This is a genomic window from Paraburkholderia flagellata, from assembly GCF_021390645.1.
Taxonomy (GTDB): domain Bacteria; phylum Pseudomonadota; class Gammaproteobacteria; order Burkholderiales; family Burkholderiaceae; genus Paraburkholderia; species Paraburkholderia flagellata.
In genome coordinates, this window is record NZ_JAJEJT010000006.1 from 197,670 (window position 1) to 224,117 (window position 26,448).

Below are 26,448 nucleotides of genomic sequence, written 5' to 3' on the forward strand. Positions count from 1 at the left end.
ACCGTAACCTACCTGGAGCGAATGATATGGCGAAGCGAATTGCTTATGTAACCGGCGGCATGGGCGGAATTGGAACGGCGATATGCCAGCGTCTATACACGGACGGGCTCACTGTCGTGGCAGGATGCGGGCCGAAATCTCAGCGACGAGAGCGATGGCTGGCTGAGCAAGCCGAACTGGGTTTCTCGTTTATCGCCTCGGAGGGCAATGTCGCTGACTGGGATTCAACCGAGGCTGCCTTGGTCAAGGTGAAGAAGGAGGTCGGCGATATCGACGTGCTGGTGAACAATGCAGGCATCACTCGGGACGGCGTCTTTCGCAAGATGTCCAGGGAGGACTGGAACGAGGTCATTGCGACTAACCTCACGAGCCTGTTCAACGTGACCAAGCAGGTCCTCGACGAAATGGTGAATAAGAAGTGGGGCAGAATTATCAACATCTCGTCCGTGAACGGTCAGAAGGGGCAGTTTGGCCAGACCAATTACTCAACCGCCAAGGCCGGCATCCACGGTTTTACGATGTCGCTTGCACAGGAGGTTGCAACCAAGGGGATCACCGTAAATACGGTGTCTCCGGGCTACATCGGCACTGACATGGTTCGCGCTGTGCGCCCAGAGATCCTGGAGGCCATCGTTCAAAGCATTCCGGTTCGCCGTCTCGGGGAAGCCCCCGAAATTGCCTCTATCGTCTCCTGGCTTGCTAGCGACGAAGCCGGATTCGCAACGGGAGCGGACTTCTCACTAAACGGCGGTCTGTACATGAGCTAGTCGTCATCGGCAACTGCAATGACGCCCGCCCATAGCCTCTCTCCCGCGCCCGCGATACGGCGCGGGACATACCTGCGGGACCAGCACAGGAACGCTTCTCTGCGCCTGCATGGCTCGGCACCTGGTCCCGGCTCACAGGCATGCCGCCCGCGGCCGGTGAAGAACACCACCTGAAGCCGGTTCAGTTCCTCGACGCCCACCATGTTCCGCGATTAAATGCTTTCATCGAGTCCATGCCGAATATCAAAAGCCTGCCTCGCTTGCTCGATCGCGGAAAGATGCTCGAACGCCCAAATGCCAAGCGCTTCGACCGGGGCCCTCAATGACTGACCCAACTCCGTCAGCGAATAGTCGACCCTGGGCGGAACGGTCGGGAATACGGTGCGCGCAACCATACCGTCCCGCTCGAGCCCGCGCAAAGTGAGGGTCAACATGCGCTGCGAGATGCCGCCGATCGCTCTTTTCAATTCGTTGAAGCGACGAGGGCCGGCCGCTAGCTGCATGACGACGAGCACGCTCCATTTGTCGCCGATACGCGAGAGCACCGTACCCACTGCCTGGCATGTCGAACTGTCTTCGGAGCCCGCGTGTCGCGTGTTCAGCGCCGGCAAGGAATTGCCATTCTGTGGCCCCTGTTCCTCGGCTGGCTGCTTGCCCGAGTGAATTTTCCTGGCCGGTAACATACATGTGCCTTCTTGTCAGTGTCTTGCGCAGTACTGTATTTTGACTAGGTTATCAAAGGTGACCTGCATATGTACAGACGCGCCGTTTTGCAGTCGGCGCTCGTGTGCCCATGCGCAAAAGAAGGATCTTCCATGCCGCTTGCTTCAAAAACCGTTGCCATCTTCGGCGGCGGAATCGCCGGCGCGTCGCTGGCTCGCCGGCTAAGCCGGGATTACCCGGTAACGCTGGTGGATCCGCTCGACTACTTCGAAGTGCCCATGTCGGCGCCGCGTAGCCTCGTTGCGCCAAACTTCGCCGAGCCGGCAATCATCCCGTTCCCGGAAGCGCTGCCGACAGTCAGGCACATTCGCGGACGGCTGATTGAGTGGTCCACGGATGCGGCAAACGTACAACACATCGATGGCCACACGTCGACCCTATCAAGCGACGTTAGCGTCCTGGCAACCGGCAGCCGCTTTTCCAGTCCGCTGGTGCGCTCCGAAGGGGGCACGCTCGAGGAGCGCAAGGCCTTCTATAGCCGCTTCCATTTTCGCCTGCTGCAAGCACGGAACGTTTTGATCGTTGGTGGCGGCCCGATCGGGATCGAGATCGCAGGGGAAATCAGCGAGACGTTTCCTGACAAACGGCTAACCGTGCTGGAGGCAGGGCCGCGAATCCTGGGGGGAACCTCGCCGAAACTGGCCGCCCACGCGCAACGGGTATTGGCCGAACGAGGCGTCGCCGTCATCGTTAATGAGCGTCTGGTGGGGAGGCAACCTACCGACGACTTGTTCGGTACCGAGGGAGAAGCCGAAACCGACCGCGGTCGCACGCTTTCATATGACCTCCTGTTGTGGTGCATCGGTGGGCGGCCCAACACTGCGTTCATGCGGTCGCAGCATCCCGAATTGCTGGACTCCGCGGGACGAATCAAAGTCGACCGGTCTTTACGCGTTTGCGGACAAAGCAGCGTGTTTGCGATCGGCGATATCACCGACCTGACGGAGAACAAGATGGCCTGGCACGTGCAGGGTCAAGTCAAAGTGGCGGAAGCAAACATCCGGTCGGTGCTCGAGGGGCGTTCGGATGGATTCAAGCATTACAAGGCTAAAACAAACGATCCCACGATGGTCGTTACGCTCGGAAGTCGAGCGGGCGTGTCGCATTTGCCGGGACTGGGATTGGTCACGGCAGGATGGCTCAACAGGATGGCGAAATCCGCGCATATGCTGATACCTAAGTATCGCAAGGCACTGGGTGTGCCAAAGGCAGATGTTCTCACGCACGAAATCGGCATCAGGGAGACGGCTGCTGCACGAGAAAGGTGAATCATGTTATTGCTCGATCGAGTCGAAACAGTAGGCGCGAGGCAAGCGCTTGTCTGCAACCATGCGGCACGCCTCGTCATCGAGTCGATCAAGGTTGGAATCAGTGCGTTCAGTCGTTTACCGCAGATCCGTTCTGCGGCGCCCCCAACAGCGTGATCAGCGCGGCACGCACCTCGTCCTTGTAGCACCTTTGTGGGCCTGGCTTGGCCTTCGGTGCCCGGACTTCAGTGCACAGTATCCGGATCGCGTGCTTGCGGTGATAGGCGGTCACCTGCACAAACCCGTCCAGAATCTCGCGCTTCTCGTTCCTGTCAGAGCGGCGGTACCGCTCACCGACTGCCCCAGTCAATTTCCGTCGTGTTGTCATGCTGAGCCGCCTCGTCATAAGTCGTCCCCGCCACCATTCTGACGGGTAACAAGTTACATGAGGCAACATACGGTGCTCGGTAACAAAAATCCTGAGTCAATGCGCCCTTTCACCGACAACCATCTTGGCCGGTTGACCGGAATGATTGTCGGTGATTACGGCGCGCCAGGTTCAACGGCGATCACGCCTGCGCGCGCAGATCGCGGCTCAGGACTTTGGACAGTGCGTCGGCCAGTGTAGCCGCCGGATCAGCGACACGCCCCGCACATCGCCAGGCCACCACCCGGTCCGGCCGTACCAGGACGGCGCCGAATGCCGAGATTCCGCGGAACTGGGCCCACGCCAGCCGCGGATCGAACGCGTCGCCTTCGAGATGTCCGATGCGCACGGCGTCGATCGGCAGGTCGTTGGCCCGGCCGATGGTCTCGGCAGCCCGGCTCCAGTCCTCGCCGTTCTCGCCGGCGATCAGGAGGAATCGACCCGGCGAAACGAAGTCCTTCAGAGCCCGGCGCTCACCCGACTCGAGGTCGATCCAGGCATGGGGCAGCGGGGAGCCCGGACGCGTGCTGGGCTCATAGAGACGGATTTCGTCGACCGGTTGCGGCTGAGGGGAATCATCGGGAACGATGGCGTCCGACTCGTAGCGGTAGCCATATTCCACGTTCAGCTCGCTGGCCTCCATACTGGCCCGCCGGATCGCCTGCAGCGCCTTGGTCCGATGCGCGGCATCCGCGGGCAGCCCGCTGACCACCCGCTTGAGCTGCTGCCAATTCTGTTCGGCGGTCGACGAAGGACTCAAGCCGAACGCTGCGCCAATCTCGAAGTGCGTGACCGCGTTCTCCATGGAACGCTGGATGTTACGCGCATCGACGGGCCGGCGCTCGCTCTCGTAGCTGTCGAGCAGCGACTCGTCGGCCTGGCCTTTAAGGACGGCCGCCAGCTTCCAGCAGAGGTTGTGCGCATCCTGGATGCCGCTGGTCAGCCCCAGCCCCCCGGTCGGCGGATGGCGGTGCGCAGCATCGCCGACGATGAACACCCTGCCGACCCGGAATTTGTCGGCCAGCAAACCCTCCAGAGTCCAGCGGCTGATCTTGCGGAAGGTGATCGGCCTGTCGCCGAGGCCCAGTGCCGAGCGCATCATTTGCTCGATCTGTGCATCGGTCAAATCCTTCGCCTGGTCGATCGGCTGGGTGACGTGCACCACCCACTCCTCGCTGTCCGGCCCCCAGTGGTCGGGTCCCATCGGCACCAGCACGGTCATCTCGCCCAATGCAGGGCTCCAGATCCAGCGGATCAGGACGTCGGGGTCGGTGGCGATCTGGGACAGATCCGCCGAGATGTGCGCCGTGATGGAACTGGCGATCGCTCCCAGCCCCTCGAACTCGATGCCCACCTGGCGGCCGACGGTTCGGCCTCCGTCGCAGCCCAGCAGGTACTTCGCGCGGACCCGATACTCCTCGCCCGTGTCGTGGTTACGGATGCACGCTTCGACGCCTTGTTCATCCTGTTCCAGCCTGAGCAGTTCATGATGGAACCGCACTCGTCCCGGGTTGAGCGCTTCGGCGTGGGCCTTCATGATGGGTTCGAGGCGGATCTGCGGCAGGTTCGCGCTGCGGCAGGCGCTGGCCTGAACCCAGTTGAGGTTCTCGCAGCCGTGGCCCCAGGACTCGACTTTACCGATCCTGCGCCCATACTCGGGCTCCGGACCACAGAACCCGGCGTACCAGCCCATGGCCTTCATGTTCGCGGCCGGCGTGCTGCGGGCGTAAATCTGCTCCGCCACGCCCGCGTCGCTGAGGATCTCCATCGTGCGCTGGTTCAGCACATGGGCCTTGGGCAGGATCGAGGTAGCTGGCAGAGCGCTGACCAGCAAGCTCTCGATGCCAAGGCCCGCCAGCAGCATGGAGGCCGTCAGGCCGGCGCCTCCGCCTCCGACGATCAACACGGCCGTGGTTTCGACTTTCATCATCCTTATCTCCTTGGATCGGTCATCCGGTTGCATGGGTGGGTAGACATGCGGTCCACTCCCCCGCGCAAGGGTGTTCTAGTGGGGCATCCATCGCGTCGACTGCTCCGGAATTCGCGAGGATGAGGCATTGTAGTGAGATATTTGTCATTATGACAATATTATCGTTTTTACCTGGAGCCCGATTGCCAGGGCTACTTCGCGCCATATAATCGCGACATGAGTACAGACACGACCATTGACCATCGGACCCGCGTCGCGGCAGAACGCCGGGAGCGGATGCGCGCAAGATTGATCGAGAGCGCGATGCTGGTTTTTGCAGAAAAGGGCGTGGGAGGCAGCGTCATTCAGGAAGTCATCGCAGCAGCGGACGTCTCCCAAGGCACCTTCTACAACTACTTTCGTACGAACGAAGAATTGCTCGCAGCGGTGACCCAGGAGCTGAACGATGAACTGCTTCGGCTCATCGAGGTGGAGGTGCGTTCGTACGACGATCCGACGCGGCGGATCGCCTGTGGCGTGCGGATGTTCTTGCGGGCGGCGCAAACTTACCCGCTGCTCGCACGCTTCATTTCCGCAGCGGGCTTGCACGCTGCGGGTCCGAGCAGCCTGATCTACGAATACCTGCCTGTTCATATCGAACAGGGATTGGCGAGCGGGCGTTTTCGTGACGTTTCGGTTGAGGTTGCCCTGGACGTAATCGTTGGAACAACGTTGACCACGGCTCAGCGTTTTGCCACCGAAGCGCGAACTTGTGCGTCGCCAGAACAGGCTGTTGCAGCCATTCTTCGGGGCCTCGGAGTCAGCCGATCGGAAGCCCAGGCGCTAGTGCGCACCAAACTGCCTGCCATTGCCGTGCCGGCCACTTCGCTACTCGAGCGCGGGCATGCGAGGATGCAGGATCAGTTGCCGCCCCCCGGCGTTGACGCCGGTTAGGCGGACAGCCTCCGTCGACCAACCATCGGGGCACGCGCGCGGCCATTTGGGCGATGAGCCTGATGGCCATAACCCGGCTTCGACGGTACCGCGCGCTGTTGAAGTTCGTTAATTCTGCTAGCCGTGTTCACAGGGACGCTAATGAACGCCCGTCGATTTTGCTGGCACGCCTTAGATGCTCGACGCGCGTTCACTGTCTGGCGCGGACGATAGTGCGCTGTGCGGAGCGCGCTCTCGAACATCGACATGTGGATCGTTGAGCGCCGACGCACGAGACGGCGCACTTGGGCGACAAGTTCGGTCCGCGCCTCATCGTCAAGTGGGCACGATACTCCCAGGTGCTCTACCGAACCTCAAGTTGGGTTGCCCGGCCGCTTACGGCCTTTCGCTCGAATGCGCTGAACTCTGCAGGCATGGCATCAGCGCAGGAACGGTCATGAGCGGTCCGACGCCACCCGCATAAGAGATGTTCCGCCAAGCGGTATCGCCCGTGCTCAGCACGCCAGGCAATGCCGCCATCGCGCCCGCGAAAGGCATGCCGCAGCACATTACGCTCTCCGCCGTGTTTTTTAGCCAAGGCCCAACGGCTTCGGCAGGCAACGCAATCAGATTGGGCATCGCTCCACCAAGCCCCTGCCCCGTGACCAACCGCGCAACGAGTCGCGTTGGGCGGCTCCATACCTGAGCCGTCGCGAGTTGACCTCTTCACGGCCATGTTCGATCGCGTGATGCTGCCGCTCGAGAGAATTTCGACCTTGAACGCAGTGATACAACGACTGGTGCGTCGCGCTCACGCGATGCGGGTCGACGCTCCGGCTCAGCAAATACACGGTCTGGATCCTTGCCGTCGGCATGAAGTCGGCGTCTAATACTTGTGATGCGCACCCCGAAATAGGGAGGGGGACTGTATGCGCTGCTCCAGTTGTGGGTTCGACAATCCCTTTAGCGCAAAACTCTGCGAAAAGTGCGGCGCGAGGTTGGCGCGCTCTTGCCCGCATTGCTATCACGAAGTGCCCGCGAGCGCCAAGTTCTGCAGCGAATGCGGCGCACCGTTGCGCGGTGCCGTGCAAGCTACATTCGCCGCCCCGATTCACTACACTCCTGCGCATCTGACTGAGCGAATCCTGGCCGAGCAGGCCACCCTGGAAGCGCGTAGCGAAGCTGTCGGCGAACGCAAGACAATCACGGCGCTCTTCGCGGATATGGCCGGTTCGACAGCGTTGATCCACGATCTTGATCCTGAAGAGGCCGACAGGCTGATTGGACCGGTCGTCGCGCTGATGATGGAAGCGGTGCATCACTACGAAGGCTATGTCGCGAAGTCGCTTGGCGACGGGATATTAGCCCTGTTTGGGGCACCCATCGCTCATGAGGACCACGCGCAGCGTGCTCTGTACGCGGCGCTCCGCATGCAGGACGCGATGCGCCAGCACGGAGACCGAATCCGCCTGGAACACGGCATACCCCTTGATATCAGGATCGGGATCCATACAGGTGAAGTCGTCGTGCGCTCGATCCGCAAGGACGATCTGCGCGCCGATTACGATTCGCTCGGTCAGACGATGCACGTTGCCTCGCGCATGGAAACCATGGCGGCGCCTTCCACGATCCTTGTGAGCGAGTCCACTTACAAGCTTGCGCAAGGCTACTTCGAGTTCAAGGGGCTCGGGGCTGCCCAGGTCAAGGGTTTGTCCACGCCGCTCGCGGTGTACGAATTACTTGGGCTCGGCGCCCTGCGCACGCGCCTGCAAGTGGCGGCGCGACGCGGTCTGGCCCGGTTCGTCGGTCGCGAAGACGAACTGCAGGCCTTGCGCTGCGCAATGGAGCAAGCAACGGGAGGGTGCGGGCAGATCGTCAGCGTGGTGGGTGAAGCCGGCGTGGGCAAGTCCCGGCTGTTTCTTGAGTTCAAGGAGCGATCGCAGCGTGGCTGCCTGGTACTGGAAACCTTTTCGGTTTCGCACGGCAAGGCATTTGCCTATCTGCCGCTGATCGAACTGTTGAAGCACTACTTCAAGATCACTGTTCAGGACGACGAACGGCAGTGCCGTGAAAAGATCACCGGCAAAGTGCTGACCCTGGAGCGTCGTCTCGAAACCCTCGTCCCGTACCTGCTTGCTCTCTTCGGTATCAGCGAGCCGGGCTCGGCACTGCTGGAGCTGGACCCTCAGGTGCGGCGCGCACACACATTCGAGGCGATTACTCACCTGCTCGTGCGCGAAAGCGAGAACCAGCCCGTCGAACTGCTGATCGAAGACCTGCAGTGGCTCGACAGCGAAACCGAAGCCTTCCTTGCGTTCTGCGTCAATCAACTGGCGAACGCCAGGGTCCTCCTGCTCGTGAACTACCGGCCGGAACACCAGCCTGGGTGGACTCCGAACAGCAACTACAGGCAGCTGCGGCTCGAGCCGTTAGGCGACGCCGAAGCTCACGCGATGCTCTCAGCGCTGCTCGGCGACGAGCCCACACTTGTGCCGGTGAAGCAGCTCGTCCTCGAGAAGACGGAGGGCAATCCCTTCTTCATGGAAGAGGTCGTCCAGACCCTGGTCGAGGAGAAAGCGCTGATCGGCGAGCCCGGCCGCTACCGCATCCAGCAGACGCCTGCCACCCTGCGTATTCCAACGACTGTGCAGGGCGTGCTTGCCGCTCGCATCGACCGCCTTCCCGCCGCTGAGAAAGCGTTGCTGCAGACCCTGGCCGTGGTCGGCAAGGAGTTCCCCTGGAGTTTGGTCCGGCAAGTCTGCAGCGGCCAAACCGGGCTGCCTGAACACGAGCTACGCCGCCTGCTCGCCAGCTTGCAGGCCGCCGAGTTCATTTTCGAGCATCCAGCGTTTCCTGAGGTGGAGTATGCGTTCAAGCACGCCCTCACCCAGGAGGTCGCAGGCCAGTCGCTACTCACGGAACAGCGCAGTGTCCTGCATGAGCGCACCGCGCAGGCCATCGAAGCGCTCTACCCCGCCCGGCTCAACGACTATTGCGACGAGCTGGCGCACCACTACAGCCTGAGCAACAACATCCCGAAAGCGGTGGAGTATCTGCAGCATGCGGGTCTGCAGGCGTTGGAGCGTTCAGCCAATCTCGAGGCGATCCAGCACCTCGGCGCAGCGCTCGCACTGCTCGCGCGGCTGCCCGACGCACGCGAACGCGCGCGACAGGAACTCGCGATACAGCTTGCGCTCGGTCCGATCTGGATGTCAGCCCGAGGCCCTGCCTCCCCGGAGGTGAAGGCCACTTATACACGTGCGCTGACATTGTGCGATCAGGTTGGCGAATCATCGCGGCTCTTTCCGGTCCAGCTGGGGCTGCGGGTCTATCACGCATTGCGTGCGGAGTACGCCACCGCGCACGAACTGGGCGAGCAGTTGCTGCGCCTCGCGCAGAACGACAACGACCGCGGTTTGCTGGTGGAAGCGCACAGCGCAGTCGGAACCAGCTTCTTTTTTCAGGGCGACCTGGTCAACGCGCGTGTCCATCTCGAGCAGGTCGTTGCGCTCTACGATCCTGAACAGCATCGGACACATGCCCGTGATTACGGACTCGATCCGGGCATGATCGGCCTGAGCGTATTGGCCTGGATCCTGTGGGCCATGGGTTATGCGGACCAGGCAAGCAAGCGGAGTCAGGATGCTCTTGCGCTCGCGCGGAAGATGTCACACCCATCCAGCCTGGCGCTCAGCCTAGTCGCGGCAGCCGATTTGCATCGATTTCGGCGCGAGGCGCAGTTGGCTCAAGAATGCGCCGAAGCCGCCATCGCGCTTGCCACTGATCAGGCGTTCCCGTTCTGGCTCGCGTACGGAACGATCGTTCGGGGCTGGGCCCTCGCTGAGCAGGGGCGCTTCGAGCCGGGGATTGTCCTGATCAATCAGGGGTTTGCCGCCTACCAGGCCACCGGCGCTGAGATGATGCGCTCAGGCATCCTGTCCATGCTCGCCGCAGCCTATGGACACGCTGGCCAGGTGCAGGCCGCGTTGAGCGCGCTGAATGAGGCGCTCGTTGTGGCAGACAAAACGGGCGAGCACTATTACGAAGCGGAATTGCATCGCCTGAAGGGCGAACTGATGCTCCAGCATGCGAGAACCCATGCATCTGCAAGTCGACGGGAAGCCGAGGCATGCTTTCAAAAAGCGATCGCGGTCGCCACCCGTCAACGCTCGAAGTCGCTGGAGTTGCGCGCAACCGTGAGCCTTGCGCGGCTGTGGCAAGCACAAGGCGAGACAGCAGCGGCCCGGCGGCGGCTGGACAAAATCTACGGTGCCTTTACTGAAGGCTTTGACTCCGCCGATTTGCGCTCGGCGAGGGCGCTGCTCGATGAGCTGCCGTTGAAAACATAGTTCCATCTCGCTGTGCCCGCTTACAACACTGGTTACGATCGGCCTTTCTGCACACACTCGGTTGACTGGCATTCTCTAAGCCATAGCCGATACATGAGTGACGATCGTTCCCAACCTCCACTCACGCGCACACTATGCAATTTAGACCCAACTTTCCCTGCGTTAACGGCAAGCTTCCCTGAGAATCTCTCTCGCTAAACGTGATATTGCGATAATCCTTCTTATCACAACACACTTGTTTCTTAGCAATACTTCAGCGTTTGAAAATCTGCCTGATCCGGAACCCGTCCCTTTCTGCCAAACCGGCCGGTTTTCCCGATGCCGGTGAACTCACTGTCCTGCGCGTGTCCTCGCGGCCCGTTGAAAGTCGACGCGCTTCTGCGCGATGCGTGAATAGTGCTAGCATTCTGGTGTTTTGGGCCCCAAGTGTGTCGACCACGACGCGGAGATGCCATGACCGGACCGACGCAATCCTTCGATCCAAATGCACCGGACATTCTTCTTTACGAGCACTTTTGGCGTGTTCAGAAGCAATTTCTGGCTCGTCAAAGGAAGGCGTTCGAAGAAGTTGAGACGCTGTACCACTACACAACGGCCGAAGGATTCAAGTCTATTCTCGACGGTCGAGAGTTTTGGGCTACGCACATTGCACATCTGAACGATTCGTCTGAGCTTGAATACGGCCTCACCCTGCTGAAGGACCGGCTCGGGGTACTAGAAGCCGTGCGGCCAAACGAGTATGTTCGATTGTTCGTCGAAAGAGCGAGAGAGCAGTTTCGTCATGCTGCTGTTATGTTGTTCAGGGCTTATGTCGTTTGCTTCTGCGAGAACGGCAACCTGCTGAGTCAGTGGCGCGGATACGCAAGCGGCGGGGGCGGGTATTCCATCGGCCTTTCTCGACATTTGGAGTCGCCAATTCTCTCCAATGGCGAAGCGAACTTGATAGAGAAACACGGCCTCGTTCAGCTTAGAAAGATTCTCTACGACGGCTCCGAACAGACTAGACTTCTCGACGAACTGCTCATCGGTTTGGTACCGATATTCGAACAATACGGGGCGATCATGCACCGCGAGAGGTTTCGGGTGGAGATCGTGGACAACGCCGTAATGCAACTGCAGACAGTGCTGGCCGATCTACTGCCCTGTTTCAAAAATCCGTCCTTTCGTGAAGAGCAGGAGTGGCGCTACGTCTACTTTGCAGAGCGCCATCCAGTCCCAAACGAACGATTTCGCATCAGGAACGGAAGCTTTGTTCCATATATTCCTTTGAGGTTACTCGACAGCGAGAACGGACCACTGCGAGTCGCACAAGCATTTTGCGGCCCGACGTTGAACCCCGAGCTTGCGATTTGGACGGTTCACGAGCTGGCTGGTTCGCTCGGATACACAAACGTCGATGTTCGCCCGTCGGGAATCCCGCTGCGGTTTTGAGTACTTTGGTGCTGATTTTCCGCGATTGTGCAAACTGCTTTCCACTGCCCATATCAAGACGGACTTCGATGTCAGCCCGCGAAACGGGCCAAATAAGGCAAGGTTTGATGCAGACTCCGCGCGACGTGATCAGGTCCCAGGGTGTTGGCGGACCGTCAAGTAAGCGACGTCCGGGTTATATATGTTCGCAACCGCGCGAAACGACATCGGACGAGCGGGACATTCGCCTGACAAATTGCCGGCGAGTCCTCATAGAAGTGGACATTTCCTCACACCGCCTAATCCAGAGACCTTTAAAGTTTCCATGAGACTCCTGGTGCACCGACGCCTCGTTGCTCCTGCACCTTCTCCTCCAAGGCTTTCCTGTGTCCAGCGCCAAGGAGAAGCACTCCATGAGAGAATGCGCCGCGGATGCAATAGCCATTGATGTTCTCTAGCATTTCCGTCTCGCGACGGTCATTTGTCTCGCTCCATAGAGCGTAGATCTGTCGCAATCTGGCGTCGCCGATCCATTCGACGGTTGCACGCACCTCGTCGTAGATGGCTGCCCATGCTTGGGCGCAGCGATCGCTGTTGAGGTATGGAAAACCGTGATCTCGCGTGTCAAGGCTGTTCTGGTCCATCAGACGGCGATATTCAGGGCTCGTCCTTTCGACCTTTTTGAACATTTCCTCAGATTCTCTAAAGAACTCGTCGTTTGGTTTGTTCAAGTCCACAGGTACAACGTCGACTGGACGGCGCTTGCGATAGAGGGCAACGGCAGCAGACTCGAGATTGCCGTGAGAGCCGTCGAGATAGTCAGCAAGATTGGCAGTGGGAATTTCAGCAAAGATGACGTCCGGCTGAAGGTGTTCAAGGATCGTCCGCAATTCCGCCAAGTTGGCGCGTCCACTTTCGGCGTGGACAGTTCCGATCAGCGATATTCGCATCGGATTTAGGCTCGAGAGGCAGACTTAGTAGCGCTTGAAAGCGTTATGTTCAGAACGGCCCGACGCGCCCAACACGCGCGGGATGGACGAGGACACAGCAGACTCGGCGCCCACCTTTTTCGAGGAAGCACCGGCCGCTCTCCCCGTCTGCTGACCGCAGCAATTCACGATCGGCGTAACACCTCTGTCCGCATTAAGCTTGACAGTTCGCGTCGCGCCAGCGCTTGCCGAACTTTGGGAGGCTTACTACCGAGCCACCGGCGGTGACACTTTCATCGCGCTCTACGAGTTGTTCCGCCTGAAGGTCAGAATTTATATAGGATTACTTTTCATATTGATTCTATCGATTCTATTCAACTGCTTTCAGACGTTCGATTCGGCCTTGGTTTTGCGCGGGGGTGCCGGCGCTGCCTCCGCGCTCATGCCGTCCGCCGGATACAACGCGAGGAAGGACCGGGCCTCATCGGTCGAGCGGCATGCGAGCCAGTTTTCGTGTTCGTCGCGCGGTACGATGACCACGCCGCGCTTCTCCGCGCCGGGCTTGTGGAAGCGTCGCATGAGCGGATGCTCGTCGGCGTTCAGTGTGAGCATCGTGAACGACAGCGCCTGTCCCTCGGGTTCATTCCACACGCGCCACAGGCCGGCGACCGCGAAAGGCGCATGATCGGCCAGGCCGATACGCCAGCGGACGGCCTGGCCGCTCTCGTAGTTCGGTTCGTAGATCGCTTCGCAAGGAATCAACGCAAGCTGGAGCTTCTTCCACGCCCCGCTGAACGAGCGCTTTTCGCCAAGCGTCTCCGAACGCGCATTCATGGTGTCGAACGGCCTCACGCCTTCCGGGATATGCCGCCTCGGGACAATGCCGAACGTCGCGAGGTCCGCTCGGTCGCGGCCCTCGATGCGACGGATGATCGGCGCGGCATAGTCCTTGTACACCTCATCGCGCCACGGACTGTCCGGCGGCTCGATCCCGAAGTGCTTGAATAGCTGGTCGCGGCGCGCGGCTGCGTAATTTGTGCACATGGCCCACTCCGAATCCCGGCGAAGGGATCATCTTAGCCGACGCTGTCTAGCGCGGCGCCCGGCTCCATGATACTGTATATTTATACAGTGTTCGAGGCAGATCATGGAACCACTCTGGGAATGGAAATGGGCCTACTGGGATGAGAAACTGGCGCGCTTCGAGCAGACCGCAATCTGGATGACCGATGCCGAAGCATGCGCCGACTTCTGGGCCTACAGTGATCAGCGCTCGCACAAGGTCGAGCACACAAAACGGGTCCGCCATCGTGTCACCCCGCTTGCCCTGGTCGACGCACCGGCAAAAGACGTGGATTGGACGAAGGAGGCACGCCAGCGCGCGGAGCGCAGCCGTTTCGGGCTCCCGCCATTCGTTACGCCCACCTACGAGGAACTACGGCGTGCCTGGAAGGAGCAGCCGGGGTGTCGTCGGTTCGCGCTCGAAGTGCAGACCGACCGCTACGCGTTCTCCGAGCTCGAAGCGATGGCCGCTGAGGAGTTCTGGCATCTGTCCAAGGACAGCGCGACCGTCGAAGACGGCCGCAAGGCCCTTGCACGCCTGCGCCGTCGCCTGCTGGCCGAACTCAACCGCATCGGAACGGTCGATTCGAAGCGGAGGCGCTAAAAGAGAAAAGTCCGTGCGATGGCAACCTTTTCAGGGTGACTTCTACGCCGGATTACTCATCCGACGGGGATTTAGGTATGCGCTGCATGGTTATCGATACCTCCCTCGGACTTCTTCGGGGGTGAGCCACCAGGCTCGGCGGGTCGCTCTCCTGCTCCTTCGGATTCCTTCGGGGGCGAGCCATCAGGCTCGGCGGGTCGCTCTCCTGCTCCTTCGGATTCCTTCGGGGGCGAGCCATCAGGCCCGGCGGGTCGTTCTCCTGCCTAAGGCTCTCCCCGAGAAGCACACCTCCCCGTGTGTCTCGTGGCCCACCAACGCTATAGTTCACCGGCTTCTGGATCACGACTATGAACCCTAGGACCAGTCCAACCGTCGCGAAGACAATCCCAGGAGAGGCGTTCGTTAATTTTGCTCCAACCGAATTTGGAGCTTCCACGGCCCAGTTGAACGAGCCCTGTAGCCCGGCGAAGATCATGACAGCCCCGATTATGATCGTCAGCGCCGAGATTGCTAGCGCCGCCCACCTAAGTCCATAAATGTGTCTCATGTGCAGCTCATGAGAGCGCAACACTGCGAGATCGTATTCGTGATCGCGGTCCTGTTCGCTGCGTCTGGCGTTTGTAGGCATGTCGGCCTCCGATGACTGCTGAATAGGTCAGGCGGACCTTCTCCAAGCTTAGTCGATTGTCGGCGCTTGCTAATAATGAACTGCGACATTCGATTGTCGGCCAAAGAGCATCGGCAAATGGCTGCAGTTGGTCCCGATAGCTGCCCTTTTCAGGTTGGAGCGGACCACAGTGCGCGACGCGGAACCGTCAGTTTGGTCGGTTCTGAGGTGTTACCGGAGGGCGTCGGAGTCAGTGCAACGATAGCATTCCGCCGGACGCGATTGTGTCCGCCCTACATTTCCAACACGTCTACCACCGCTGTTTTTTCACTGTTAGCAAACGGACCGATTCCGACAACGGGTAGCATGTTTCAGAAAACCTCACCCCACACACGGCTGACGTAGTGAGCAGTTGATTTTTGGCGGGCATTGACTAGGCTACTACGCACACTTTTACGAATTCTCGGCGCATCGGATTGTGAAAAGGCCGATGGGTTAGAAACTTGGCTGGCTCGCCAAAGTGCCGCAAAAGTAAGCATTGCTGAACGTCGCAAGTTAGGGCTAGTTGGCACCACTTAATCGACGGAGGTGAGAAATGGAAAAAAAGATCGCAATGCTCTTGGGCGCAGCAATTTTCTTGGGGGCCTGCGCAGCACCTAAAGAAATGGTCGCTACAGGCGGCAGCAAGGCCGACGGCACCGTGAGAATGTCATATGAATATGGCATGTTCGAGGTGCCCGAAGTGAACGCAGCACAAGGCGCTGCGGCCGCCACACAACGATGTGCGGCATGGGGGTATAAAGAAGCTGAACCATTCGGCGGTGCGACAAAAGATTGCGTCGATAGATCGGGCGGCAGCTGCGACCGTTGGAGGGTTACTGTAGAGTATCAGTGTACTGGCACACCATAGACCACTGGCCATACATCGCTGATACGCAAAGCGGCAGCTATACCTGTAGTCATCGCGGTGGTGGTGGCAATGGTATGGACCCACTCTGGGCCGCCCCCGCCGACTTCCGTCACAAATGTCCTGCAACGGTGCATAGCAGCCGTCCGAATGGCAACTTCGAGGGGCAGACGAACGGCCGGAACTCGCCGAACTGCGTCCCACAACCGAGTGCGACGATCGTCTTGGATCGGCGTCTCATGCGAAAGGCATAAAGCGACCCCTTGCGGTCGTCCGGCCCCGCACCATCACAGCGGCAGCTTCCGGCGGCCGGCCAATCGGCGTAGCTCCTTTCCCTGACCAGGATGACGGATCATGCGAAACGCGGCATTCTTAGGCCATTCCATCTCGGCCATCAAGCGCCATGCCGCTATTACCAGAGATGTGTCTGTTCCGGGCTGATCCGTTTCCGAAAATCGACATTTTTCTCCTCCGAAATTCAAGCAACGTCGGAAGGTTGAACTAGAAATCTGCCTCTGCCCTTCTAATCTGGCTTTTATCGTTTTACGAGTTCGAGTAGTGCGCGCATGAGCTGTGGCTGGTACGGAACCCATGTCGACATCGTGAAGTAGATAGCTTGCCGTTGCGTCACGTCATCCCAGTCATTCCAGCGGGAAACAATGTACGGTCCATAGACGTCACCACGATTTGTGTTTTCGGTTGGCAGCAAATTGACTATATTGAGCGGAGGAAGCCAGCCCAAACCGTCTTGACCCGGTTCGTGGATGAACTTTCTAAGGCCTTCATGCACGAAAAACAAGGGGCATGGAGCCGACCATGGGCCCCACGGAACGGTTGCTGATCGCATGACAATTGACCCGTCGCCGGGATTTGAATTGTAAAGAAGCAACCATTTTTGAAGGTAGGGGTGATACGAGAGGGACAGCTCTCCAACTACCGGATCGATAAAGAGGGGGCTCGCATATTGTGGATCGGACGTCCATTGATTGCCCGAGATAGAGAAATATGCCCAGTTGGTGCGGGGCTTCGTGATGTCCTCTATCGGCACATATGCCAGGTACGGGTTACTTCTTCTGTATCGTCCAGAGCCGCACAGCAGTACGCCAACGCCACCGGGTCGCGCCGTGTCAGGCAGGCCATCCCAATCGTCATTCGCGATCACGCACGGCGCAATATTAATGAAGCGAAAATCGTAGTTGGGATCGCCCTCCGCATCGACCATCCCGTGATTGGTGAACCCCAACGCCGGATCGACTGCTGAGCCCAGAAAGGACTGTGTCATCGGGTCGTCATCGCTTACAAACTTGGTCGTCACAAATAGATAGATTCGCCCATCCCACGAGAACGCACCCGTCGGCACACCGAAGCCAGGCAAATCCACGCCTTCTACTGCGAGCCTGGCAAACGCGCCGAAGTCGTCGTCGTCTGGGTCCTGAACCGTAAGGCATTTCAGAAGTGGCCCGTTTGGCGTAGGATCATTGTCGAGCGTGTAGAAGATGCTATCGCCGTTGCCGGTGTCGTCGTCGGCCGTATCACCGAAAAAGAAGTACGTGCGCTTTTCTCCGGCGATCATGTGGTCGACGGAGATTCCTAGGTCTGTACCGATGACCCTCACCCCTTCCGTGTCGTTTCTGTGAGGCAGTCCTTCCGGGTCATAGTCTCCGGTCAATTGGCATACCCGGCTAACTGAGCCTGCGACCAGGCCGACATCGTAGTCATCGATCGACTGAACGACGGCCTGTGGAGACAACGCGGACCAGTCGGAGGCAACGTTGCAAAGCCACTGACGTACACGTACAGTACTTCCAGCACTCGGTTTGGCCGGAAGAGGTATTTCGGCCCTTTTCAGCGTCATCGGCACCGTCGTCACGTGGATGCCATCGATCTGGACTTCCACCATTGCACCGGGTAGGAGGCCGTCTACAGGAACGGACGCTCGCGTGTTCCAGGTCCACCGCAGTAGTACAGGTGGGTCGAGTGTCCGTGGATGCTCGAGCACAGGTTCCGATTTGGGCGAGGTAACGTTGTGCCCGCAAGCCACCTCCGCGATCGATATGTTTTCCGGAGGATGCAGTAAACCGAAAACGAAAATATCGGCTTCAGTTTCCCAGACGTATGCATTCCCGATCGTTCCCCGCCGATCGGAGACAACATTCACTCGGGCGCCGGGATGCAGTCCGACAACATGAACCGCTGCTCCGCAGTCGTACAATGGTCCGACGATCACCGGCTCCGGGATCGAACCGGGGCTCTTCTCAACTGTCGCGACGTCGGAAGGCAGGCTGGTGACTCCGCAGCGCGTCCGAAGTGCAGTCACTTTTGAGTGGTAGTTGTATTTCAACGGCTGGATTATGAAGTCGCACTGGGAATCCCAGGCAGTTCCTCCTCCAATCTCCAATCCGTCTTGCACAATCGTCACGGTGTCGCCAAATGTCAGCCCTCCGATAGTGACGAAGCAACTTCCTTCGCACAGTGGTTGGTTTATAGTCGGCGGATCGAGTGCAAGGAGTTCCTCAACGGGAGCCGGAGGCATTGAATAGAGGCTGTGGAGCTCACAGTTGTCGAAGGACTGGCGCACCCGGAGACCTTGCCGCACGTTTAGCTCTCGGCCGAGCTGGAACCAAAGCCCCGATCGATCAAAGCAGGCCCTTAGTTCATCAGTGTCGTCAATGAGGATGCTTACGACTGCCCCTTCAATAACTTCCTCTATGCGGACTGCAGTATCGCACTCACGCACGGTGCCCGTGATTTTCGGAGGGTTCAGTTTGCCTTTCAGCGCTGGAGGTTCGGTCGCCGTTAAAAGGGTAGTTGGTGTCCCTCCGACGCCGCAGACAAACTGTCTCGCCGTGAGCGTCTCGTTATGGTGTATCGGCGCGGTAAGATTGATCCGAGCGTTGCCGTCCGGCGCTGGGCCTTGTCCCCGCAGGTTACCGTTCGCGTCGCGGACCTCCACGTTGGCGCCGGGAATCGCGTTAGTGATCCAGAGGCATTCGCCGCATGCGTATGGGAACGTAATTCCGGTCACACGTCCAATGGCATTCAGATCCGGTTGGTCCTGGACGATTTCCTCCGGCGATTGCGCGGTGAATGCGTCTGTCACTACGTGTTCGCGTGGTTTGAGTGGACGCGTGAGTTCGAATACTTCGTCCGGGCTGGTGGCGGGAAGTTTACACACAATGTCCCACACATTGTTAAACGAGGCCAATACCGTGACAAGGGTCCCCGGCGTTTGTCCTTGGAGCCGGATGTATTTGCTGCAAGGGCCTAGTGGGCCAACGATCTTCGGTGGCGATTGCATCGGAGGATCCTCCCTGAAGCGTTGGACATGAGGGATCAACGTTCGCGTGCCTGTTTGAATACGTGCCAGCGTTTAGCATTCCTATCGTATCGATCGGATGATTTAATGCGAATCTCAGGTCAGGCGCGAGGCATTAACGTCGTTCCTTCGCTATGCAATGGGCGCGAAAATTTGGTTCACGGACCGAAATAGCCGATCTCGAGACTGTCGACGAACCGTTGCTGACTCCGCCTTGGGATTCATAGACTAAACAAAAGGCTTGTGCAAACACTTAACCGAGCGGCGGGGCTCGTAATCAATCGTTGAAGTGACCTGCCCCGGCAAACAGGGCCATCCGGAGTCTAGGAAAGTTCGTTTTTGAATGGCCCCGCCTAAATTGTTGGGGACTGCCATTTAGAGTAGGGCGTGCGTGAACAGGAAACAATGACGTGCTTTGACGAATGTGTGTTACCACCATGTAAGCTAACCTAACTAATATGAGCCGACCAATCGGATCTATCCGGCGATGTGATGTAGTTCAGGCAGGATTAAACAAGTGACCGAATTGGTTAGAACCTCGTTAGGTTATGCGGGCACAACGGCTGTGCGGTCTATTTCGGCCCGACTGCCGAAGGGGCGAACCCGACAACTCGGCACTGGCCGACGCGCGGCGTGTTCGATGCCACCGCCAAACTCGCCTAGCCGACCCGAAGCCGACAGCGGCAGGAAGCTTTGTGCGGATTCAACCGTTCGATTGACCGGCCGATGTGTTGAGCGAGCGGCAGAAGTTGGCCGACCACCGCCCGTCGTTGATGTATGTAAACGTCCCGGATCTTGATGTCCCTACCAAGCCGATTCAACGGGTTCGCTGGGTGGCGTGGGAGGTTCCACCTTGAGCACATTGTCCGGCAGACGTGGCAGTTCCGCGCTGGCATCCCAGATCCACGATGGTATTTCGCTCTGTTCCGACAGCGCGCCCAGCTCTTCGACTTCGTGCGGCTCGAGGCCGGGCTTGCGAATGTAAAGCGCAACGCCGCTCGGATGCAACGGGACGTCGGAAAGCACGGCACACGCGAGCGGCTTGTTCTCGGGCAGGTTGTAGCGCATGCCCTTCACGAAGCGGCGGCGCTGCTGGATCAGCGCATCGAGCAGCATCGCATCGTACGTATGCTCGAACGGCAACCAGTTCGCGTTGACCAGCATTACCGCGATGGATTCTATCGAGGCAATTCCAGTCGCCCCGAGGCCGAACGTCGCAATGAAAAGCAGGTGCGACGACTCCATGCTGTTCCAGACTTCGAGCTCGTTGGCGAACCGGGAGCGAAAGCGCCGATAGATGGCTTCCTCCATCATCAGCGGGAAGTCTGGCAAATGTTTGGCGACGATCTTAAACCCATAGCGGGCTACGCCGATCTCCTTAATCTCCCCGATCGCAATCATCAGCTTGCGGGCCTTCTGGGTGCTGGCGAGTCCGGCCATATGTGTGATACGTCGCTGCCGCAGCTGCGCCGCCTGATCGCTGACGAAAGGCTCCGGAACGTATAGCTGTGTGGAGAGCGGCGCACCCTTGGTCACGCTACGCTCGGCCGCGGCGATGAGACGGGAGCGCACGACATACCAAGTGCGCTTGCCTGCCATGCCAGGGGTCCAACGGTTCAGTTCTGCCTGGTCCCACAAGTAATGGAGGGTACTGCGCAGGGTCAGCTTGGCCCCGTCGGCACGCACGGTATCGGAGGTCTGCCCGGAGGCAGTGGGCGCGGTGCGGGCGCCCTGCTTTGACAGGCTGAAGTCGAGCTTAAGTGCTGTCGTGCCGTCCTCGTCGTTCTCGCGAATGGCCTCACCGAGCACCTGACTCATGCCCGATATCTCTTCGGGTGGCCGATACGACGTACAGTCTGCCGAGTGCGTAGCGCCGCTATTGGGCATGCGCTTGATGATGAATGCCTTGCCTGCCTTCGCGACGTACATTGGAACGCCATCGGGCAGACAAAGACATAACGGCCGGATCTTGGCTCCGTGAGCTTCGGCAAGATAGCTCTGCAGGTCGGCAGCGTCGTCCGCAACGATGACGTCATCAAAGCGATAGTCGGGCATTGAACACCCCATATTGTGCGCAAAACGTCACCTTATCATGTCGAACATGACGCATCGCGAACAAGATGACGTGCTAGGCACTATGAGTCGCCGACGACTTCGCCCTTCACAGCACTAACAGATTCGGAAAGACCGGGACTCGCCGGGTGGATTCATCGACCGAAGTGCTTGAATGGCTGGTCGCGGCGCGCGGCTGGGCGTAAGTCGAGCACGCAAACCGTTTCGTACAAAAGAAAAAGCCCGCCAAAGAGGCGGGCTGAATCCATGCGAGCATGGAGTAACGTGAAACGGATTATATTGGTCTGGCCCTAGCGTGACAAGCGCGGCTTTCGGCGCGAGATCGACCGGGAAATGCGCCGTATTGGGCCAGTGACCGACAAAACGAACACTGCCTGCGCGAGCGATGAAACGCGCTGAGCGCTATCCGCTCCCGCGGAGTACATCAGTAGAAACGTATATCGGTCGTCTTGGCGACGTGTCCGAAGTAACGGAGAACGCAGTAGGCGCCATAGTACAGACCGAACGTGACAGCGCCGCAGCCAAGGACGTTGAGTAGTGCGTGCATGTTGGACTCCTTCCAGGTGAAGTGAACCGATCCTTTGTTCCGTGTTTGTTGCGTACACACCATTATGGCCGGCAACGGAACTCAGTGTGTCATTACCGAGGCAGGTGTTCCCTGCGGTACCAGGCGCTCGAGGGAAGGACGCGACATAAGGTGCCTGCGCATCTTGAGCGCCCTGCTCTGTGAGCACCGCAGAAAGCCCCTGATTTCCATCACTGTGAGCCTGATATCGCCCGCTTCCACCGCCGCCTCGACGCGCGCGAGATCAGCGCTTGGGGATGTTTCGCTTTCCGTGCCAGTCTTTCCGGTCGCCTGCATCGGACTGCACGCTGTGGGCTGCGACGCAGCCACTACGTCACTGTACGCCGGCGCTGCGTCGGCAGCGTCTGCGATCGGCGGAACCGCTAGACCGGTAGTTGCGTTTCGACTGCCGTTCCCTGATGCCGAGCCTTCACGCAGCGCGAGCAGCCAGCCAATGCATGCGACGCATTCCAGCAACAAACCAAAACTAAGGGCAAGGCACAGATCGACCGTACCGGTTGCGACGCCAAAGGTCTGTGCAATGCGTGCCGTCACGGGATCGATACGGGCCGCATCAACCCGGGCCTCAAAGCGCTCCTGCTGTGCACGGGCATCGTCAGCCAGGCGCTCACGGCGTGTCGCCTCACCGAACTCGACATCGAGGGCTGCGAGCTTGGCAGTCAGCGCAGTACGCGTGACACGCAGGCCCGCGCATCGCTGTTCGCAAGTCTGCGCATTCACCCTTGCCAGGTCACGCGTGACCTTCGCGCGCTCCATTGCAACGTCGGCTGGTGTGCGGCCAGCGATCGGCACTGGTGCAGCGAAGTCCGAACGCAACGCAGCGGCACGCAACGCCCCCGAATGCTGTTGCGCAAGCACGAAGAACGTTGCATGCCCGTATCCCGTCGCGGCCATCGACACGAGCCAGATGCAGAGTGCGGGCACACGCACTAAAGGCGACGCGCGACTGCACAGGGCCGGGATGAGGTGAGCACCGAGCAACAGGACCAGCCCGATGAGAACCCAGGCGAGCCGTTCACCAAGTTGGCCGCCGCGGTCCCAGCCCGCAATCACGGCGATCCAGATTGACGTGCACGTGGCGAGTAAGGCCAGCAAGAGGGCGAAGGCGCGCGAGATTGGTGGTGCGGAGGCCTGTTGGGACGCTGACGGAGAGAGACTGGGCACCATGCTTACTGTTCCTGCTAATTGTGACGTTATACGTCATATTATCAGATACATTGCGCCAAGCGTCATGTTTATTTATCGAGCAAATTCGCGCGTGGCGGTGTCCAAATCCACAACGCGGCGCTACGGACTTGGGGTGCCGTCAAGATTCGGACTTTTTCGTACGTTTAGCGATGAGATCGTGAGGTTAGGGTCTTGGACGCCGAGGCGCCCATATCAGGCAATGAGGAAATGAACCCTAATCTGACGTGCTTTGCTGGTAGGCCTGACGTCAGGTTGATGCATGCCTCAATCTGACGTCAGCATCGAAGGCCGTGGCCGGCCAGCTAGAGACGTCCGACCAGACCTTCACGCGGACGTTCGAACGTCCGCTCGCCTCCAACAACCGACTGACGCTCGAGATCATGTCGTACCGTGATCCGTGCAACTGCTTCAATTCGGGGAAGGCAGACGTCGAAGTTTGCGAAGTATCGGGAAGCCGCGGTCTAGTGGGAGTCTGTTGTCCACAGCTAGCGTTCCCTGCAACCCACTTCCGTCCGCTGGCACGACGCCCCCGCCGAACGTTCACGCGCGGCGGGGATGAAGCTGGTGCGGCACACGACGGCAACATCTCCATCTACAACGTGTCGTGCCGGAGCTGCACGTTATCGCGGTGCTGCGGCCCGCGAGGCCCGTAGTCGAGCTCGGCCCCAAGATTGCTGCTTCGGGTGATCGCGGCTGGAGCGTCGCACGGGTCCATGATCGACTCGACGAACAGCAGCCTGTCGTTAGGTGCGCCAAGGGCATTTTGCAGATCGCCGCAGGTCCTGACCACGAACGACCGCACCGTGGCGCCAGGATGGAGCACTTTCGGCAGATCCGCATAAGCCCAGTTCGCGATGTCGTTGTAGGGTTCGGACTTGCCGAGGTAGCCGCGTTCGATGGTGTATCCGCCGTTGTTGATCAACAAGATCACCGGCTTGTGGTCGTGACGCAGAATGGTCGACAGCTCCTGCGCCGTGACCTGGAAGGAGCCGTCGCCCACGAGCAGCACGTGGCGACGGTCTGGCGCCGCGGTCAGCGCGCCAAGGAGCGCTCCGACCGAAAAGCCGATGGATCCCCAGTTGATCGACCCGATGAAGGTGCATCCTGGCGGGAGCCTCAGGCCGAGAATGGAAAATGATGTGCCGTTGTCGACATACACGACGTCACCGGAGCGCAGGTAGCCCTGGATAGCCTGCCAGTAGGCAGCCTGCGTCAGCGTGGCCGAACTGTCGACCTGCGCGACCGGCACTGCGGTGGCCACAGGCCGCGGAGCGCGGTTCGTAACCTGCGGGACCGCTTCGATGACGCCGCGCAGCACTTCCCCGAGTGTCACCGCCTGATAGTTATCGTCGCCGATGTCCACTGCGTGCCCGCGGGCGTGGATCGTGCCGGCAGGCAACGTTGCCGTGAAGTCACCCGTGGTCACCTCGATCGGCCGGTAGCCAATGGCGAGCACGCAGTCATTGCTCTCGATCGTTTCACGTACCCCCGGCTCACTGCCCCTGCCCGCGTAAATGCCAATGTAATGCGCGAACGACTCGTCGATCACGCTTTTGGCCGCATTGATCACAGCCACCGGAGCTTGCATCTTCTGGGCCAGATCCATGAGCGCGGGGGCGACGCCGAACCGGTCCGCGTCCGCATCCACCAGGATCGCCGGTGAAGTAGCGGCGGACAGCCGTTTCGCGACCGCGGCGATGCACGAGCGCAGCCGCTCCGGGTCGCTGGGCGGATCGGCAAGGACGAGCGGCGCGGTGGGCACCTCGATCTCGAGATAAGCGATGTCGGACGGCAGTTCCATATACACGGGTAGCTTCTCGCGCCAGGCGGTGAGGATCAGGCGGTCGATCTCAATGGCCGCGTTGCGCGGGGTGATCCTGACCTGCGCGGCAGTCACCGGCGCGTAGGCACGAAGGAAGTGGTCAAAGTTGCCGTCGCCCATGGTGTGGTGCATGCCCAGGCCGCGATCAATGGACCTGAGCGGTATCGAACCGCAGATACAAATGGTCGGGACATGCTCGGCGTAGGAGCCGGCGACACCGTTAAGCGCACTCAGGGCACCGACTCCGTTCGTGACAAGCAGGGCGCCAAGCCCATTCAACCGGGCATAGCCGTCCGCCGCGTAGGAGGAGACCAGTTCACCCGTGTTGCCAACCCATTCCAGCGCGCCGCTGTCGTGGAGTTGCTGCAACAGCGTGAGGTTGTAGTCGCCGGGAACGCCGAACAGATGCCGGATGCCGGCTTCCTCAAGACGGCGAAGCAGGAAGTCGCCGATCGTCATTCGTTGGGTGCTGCCTGTCTGCTGCGTGGTTTCCATGGAGGACTCCTAATCTAATCTGTCGGAGGAATGCGCATTACCGGGTTCGATCGAATCCGGTGGCCCTGTGTACCGCCCTTCGACGGATACATTGCAGTTGCCATTGGCTTTTCGATTGCTTACAGACCGAATACGTTCGCGATACAGCCGTTTCGCGCATCGAGCACTTTTCGCCGCGAGTCGTTGCGCCTCGCTAATCCATTCTGCCCGCTTTCTGCACGACATCAAACGGCTAGACGCGGCCAGCACCTGTCCGCGGCCCGGCATCCGTGATAGCGCTGCTTCTGCACAATCGCGAGTGGTCTCCGCAAAGCCGTTGCAAGGTTCACGAACTGGTGGCGGGCTCTTGATTGAGGAGAGCTTTCCTGACATACGAGTTCCAGTCGACGATGAGCCTGGCGTTGGGCGCGAAGCAAAAGCAAAGATCAGTGTTGTAGCCGGTGGCAGTGTCGACCAGGTGCGACAGGCTGACTGGATTGTGTCGGATGCGTCCGCCAGGTGTGGCGAATCTCTGACCTCACGCTTCAAACCGCTCAGCCATGCGTAGCAACATGGCAACAACCATAATCATCCCGGGTGCGAGATAAGCAGCATGTAGGTGGGCGCGGGTGAGGAAGGAAGCCGCGAAAATGACGGCGAGTATCCACACGCCTGCGAGATGGAGCTTTTTCCAATTGGCCGGACCGATCAGACGCGCCGGCATTGCGAACGATGTCACCGTAAGCAACAGAATCATCAAATAGCCTATGGAACCCGGTATGTTCGTCGCGGGCGTACGCCCCACCCAGAATGCTTCGGGCGCAGTCCTGATGTAGATGATGAGCGCTATCGCATGCAAAACCTGCGAAGCGGCGAACGACAATCCGATGTAGCGCCGCTCCCTGACCAGGGACCGGGTTAGCGCCGACGGCAAGAGTCTCGCAAGCGAGGTAGACAGGAACACGGCCAGGAACAGAACAAAGGACGTGCGAGCCGTTGCTCGTATCGCATATTGCAGCGAGCCTACGCGGTCCGGCGCCATTGCAGAGGCCATAAGAGCAAATAGCGCTACGACTACGATTAGTACGCCAAAAAGTTTCCAGCGTGTCATATGG

18 protein-coding genes are annotated in these 26,448 nt (G+C 59.6%); 7 read left to right on the forward strand and 11 right to left on the reverse strand.

Features of this window, described 5'->3' with window-relative positions; translation table 11 throughout:
- The first annotated feature begins 26 nt into the window (after nucleotides 1-26).
- On the forward strand, nucleotides 27-767 hold the full coding sequence (gene phbB / locus L0U83_RS40330; RefSeq protein WP_233890181.1) for an acetoacetyl-CoA reductase: 741 nt from the start codon (nucleotides 27-29) through the stop codon (nucleotides 765-767).
- A 212-nt stretch (nucleotides 768-979) separates the two neighbouring features.
- Here the strand turns inward: phbB and L0U83_RS40335 are convergent, their stop codons facing one another.
- Nucleotides 980-1,450: a winged helix-turn-helix transcriptional regulator gene (locus L0U83_RS40335; protein WP_233890182.1), complete on the reverse strand. Its 471-nt coding sequence runs from the start codon at nucleotides 1,448-1,450 to the stop codon at nucleotides 980-982.
- Between the two features lie 132 nt (nucleotides 1,451-1,582).
- Between L0U83_RS40335 and L0U83_RS40340 the strand changes: the two genes are divergently transcribed.
- Nucleotides 1,583-2,758, forward strand: a complete 1,176-nt coding sequence (locus L0U83_RS40340; RefSeq protein WP_233890183.1) for an NAD(P)/FAD-dependent oxidoreductase — start codon at nucleotides 1,583-1,585, stop codon at nucleotides 2,756-2,758.
- Between the two features lie 109 nt (nucleotides 2,759-2,867).
- Here L0U83_RS40340 and L0U83_RS40345 read toward each other — a convergent pair whose 3' ends face one another.
- On the reverse strand, nucleotides 2,868-3,125 hold the full coding sequence (locus tag L0U83_RS40345; protein WP_233890184.1) for a hypothetical protein: 258 nt from the start codon (nucleotides 3,123-3,125) through the stop codon (nucleotides 2,868-2,870).
- A gap of 181 nt (nucleotides 3,126-3,306) precedes the next feature.
- Nucleotides 3,307-5,094 carry an FAD-dependent monooxygenase gene (locus tag L0U83_RS40350; RefSeq protein WP_233890185.1) on the reverse strand — a complete coding sequence of 596 codons (1,788 nt, stop codon included), beginning with the start codon at nucleotides 5,092-5,094 and terminating at the stop codon, nucleotides 3,307-3,309.
- A gap of 216 nt (nucleotides 5,095-5,310) precedes the next feature.
- Between L0U83_RS40350 and L0U83_RS40355 the strand changes: the two genes are divergently transcribed.
- The 3 genes from L0U83_RS40355 (at nucleotide 5,311) to L0U83_RS40370 (ending at nucleotide 11,786) form a co-directional block, all read left to right on the forward strand.
- Nucleotides 5,311-6,027, forward strand: coding sequence for a TetR/AcrR family transcriptional regulator (locus L0U83_RS40355; RefSeq protein WP_233890186.1), 717 nt, complete (start codon nucleotides 5,311-5,313; stop codon nucleotides 6,025-6,027).
- Nucleotides 6,028-6,935: 908 nt separating this feature from the next.
- On the forward strand, nucleotides 6,936-10,355 hold the full coding sequence (locus L0U83_RS40365) for an adenylate/guanylate cyclase domain-containing protein (protein ID WP_233890187.1): 3,420 nt from the start codon (nucleotides 6,936-6,938) through the stop codon (nucleotides 10,353-10,355).
- A 453-nt stretch (nucleotides 10,356-10,808) separates the two neighbouring features.
- Complete coding sequence (locus L0U83_RS40370; RefSeq protein ID WP_233890188.1) at nucleotides 10,809-11,786, forward strand: DUF2971 domain-containing protein; 978 nt, start codon at nucleotides 10,809-10,811, stop codon at nucleotides 11,784-11,786.
- Between the two features lie 293 nt (nucleotides 11,787-12,079).
- Here L0U83_RS40370 and L0U83_RS40375 read toward each other — a convergent pair whose 3' ends face one another.
- Both L0U83_RS40375 and L0U83_RS40380 read right to left on the reverse strand, forming a co-directional pair.
- Nucleotides 12,080-12,715, reverse strand: coding sequence for a hypothetical protein (locus L0U83_RS40375; RefSeq protein WP_233890189.1), 636 nt, complete (start codon nucleotides 12,713-12,715; stop codon nucleotides 12,080-12,082).
- Between the two features lie 363 nt (nucleotides 12,716-13,078).
- On the reverse strand, nucleotides 13,079-13,738 hold the full coding sequence (locus L0U83_RS40380; protein WP_233890190.1) for an SOS response-associated peptidase: 660 nt from the start codon (nucleotides 13,736-13,738) through the stop codon (nucleotides 13,079-13,081).
- A gap of 103 nt (nucleotides 13,739-13,841) precedes the next feature.
- Here L0U83_RS40380 and L0U83_RS40385 point away from each other — a divergent pair, with 103 nt between their 5' ends.
- Nucleotides 13,842-14,360, forward strand: a complete 519-nt coding sequence (locus L0U83_RS40385; RefSeq protein WP_233890191.1) for a hypothetical protein — start codon at nucleotides 13,842-13,844, stop codon at nucleotides 14,358-14,360.
- A gap of 1,202 nt (nucleotides 14,361-15,562) precedes the next feature.
- Nucleotides 15,563-15,877: a YecR family lipoprotein gene (yecR, locus tag L0U83_RS40390; RefSeq protein ID WP_233890192.1), complete on the forward strand. Its 315-nt coding sequence runs from the start codon at nucleotides 15,563-15,565 to the stop codon at nucleotides 15,875-15,877.
- Nucleotides 15,878-16,409: 532 nt separating this feature from the next.
- Here the strand turns inward: yecR and L0U83_RS40395 are convergent.
- The 6 genes from L0U83_RS40395 to L0U83_RS40415 form a co-directional block, all read right to left on the reverse strand.
- Nucleotides 16,410-19,172, reverse strand: a complete 2,763-nt coding sequence (locus L0U83_RS40395; protein ID WP_233890193.1) for a DUF4185 domain-containing protein — start codon at nucleotides 19,170-19,172, stop codon at nucleotides 16,410-16,412.
- Between the two features lie 822 nt (nucleotides 19,173-19,994).
- A complete protein-coding gene (locus tag L0U83_RS40400) occupies nucleotides 19,995-21,245 on the reverse strand; it encodes a DUF1173 domain-containing protein (protein WP_233890194.1) in 1,251 nt (416 codons plus the stop codon).
- Between the two features lie 442 nt (nucleotides 21,246-21,687).
- Complete coding sequence (locus tag L0U83_RS40675; protein WP_267939928.1) at nucleotides 21,688-21,810, reverse strand: hypothetical protein; 123 nt, start codon at nucleotides 21,808-21,810, stop codon at nucleotides 21,688-21,690.
- An 81-nt stretch (nucleotides 21,811-21,891) separates the two neighbouring features.
- Complete coding sequence (locus L0U83_RS40405) at nucleotides 21,892-23,016, reverse strand: hypothetical protein (protein ID WP_233890195.1); 1,125 nt, start codon at nucleotides 23,014-23,016, stop codon at nucleotides 21,892-21,894.
- Between the two features lie 613 nt (nucleotides 23,017-23,629).
- Nucleotides 23,630-25,354, reverse strand: a complete 1,725-nt coding sequence (locus L0U83_RS40410; RefSeq protein WP_233890196.1) for an alpha-keto acid decarboxylase family protein — start codon at nucleotides 25,352-25,354, stop codon at nucleotides 23,630-23,632.
- A 517-nt stretch (nucleotides 25,355-25,871) separates the two neighbouring features.
- Complete coding sequence (locus tag L0U83_RS40415) at nucleotides 25,872-26,444, reverse strand: hypothetical protein (protein ID WP_233890197.1); 573 nt, start codon at nucleotides 26,442-26,444, stop codon at nucleotides 25,872-25,874.
- Nucleotides 26,445-26,448 lie beyond the last annotated feature (4 nt).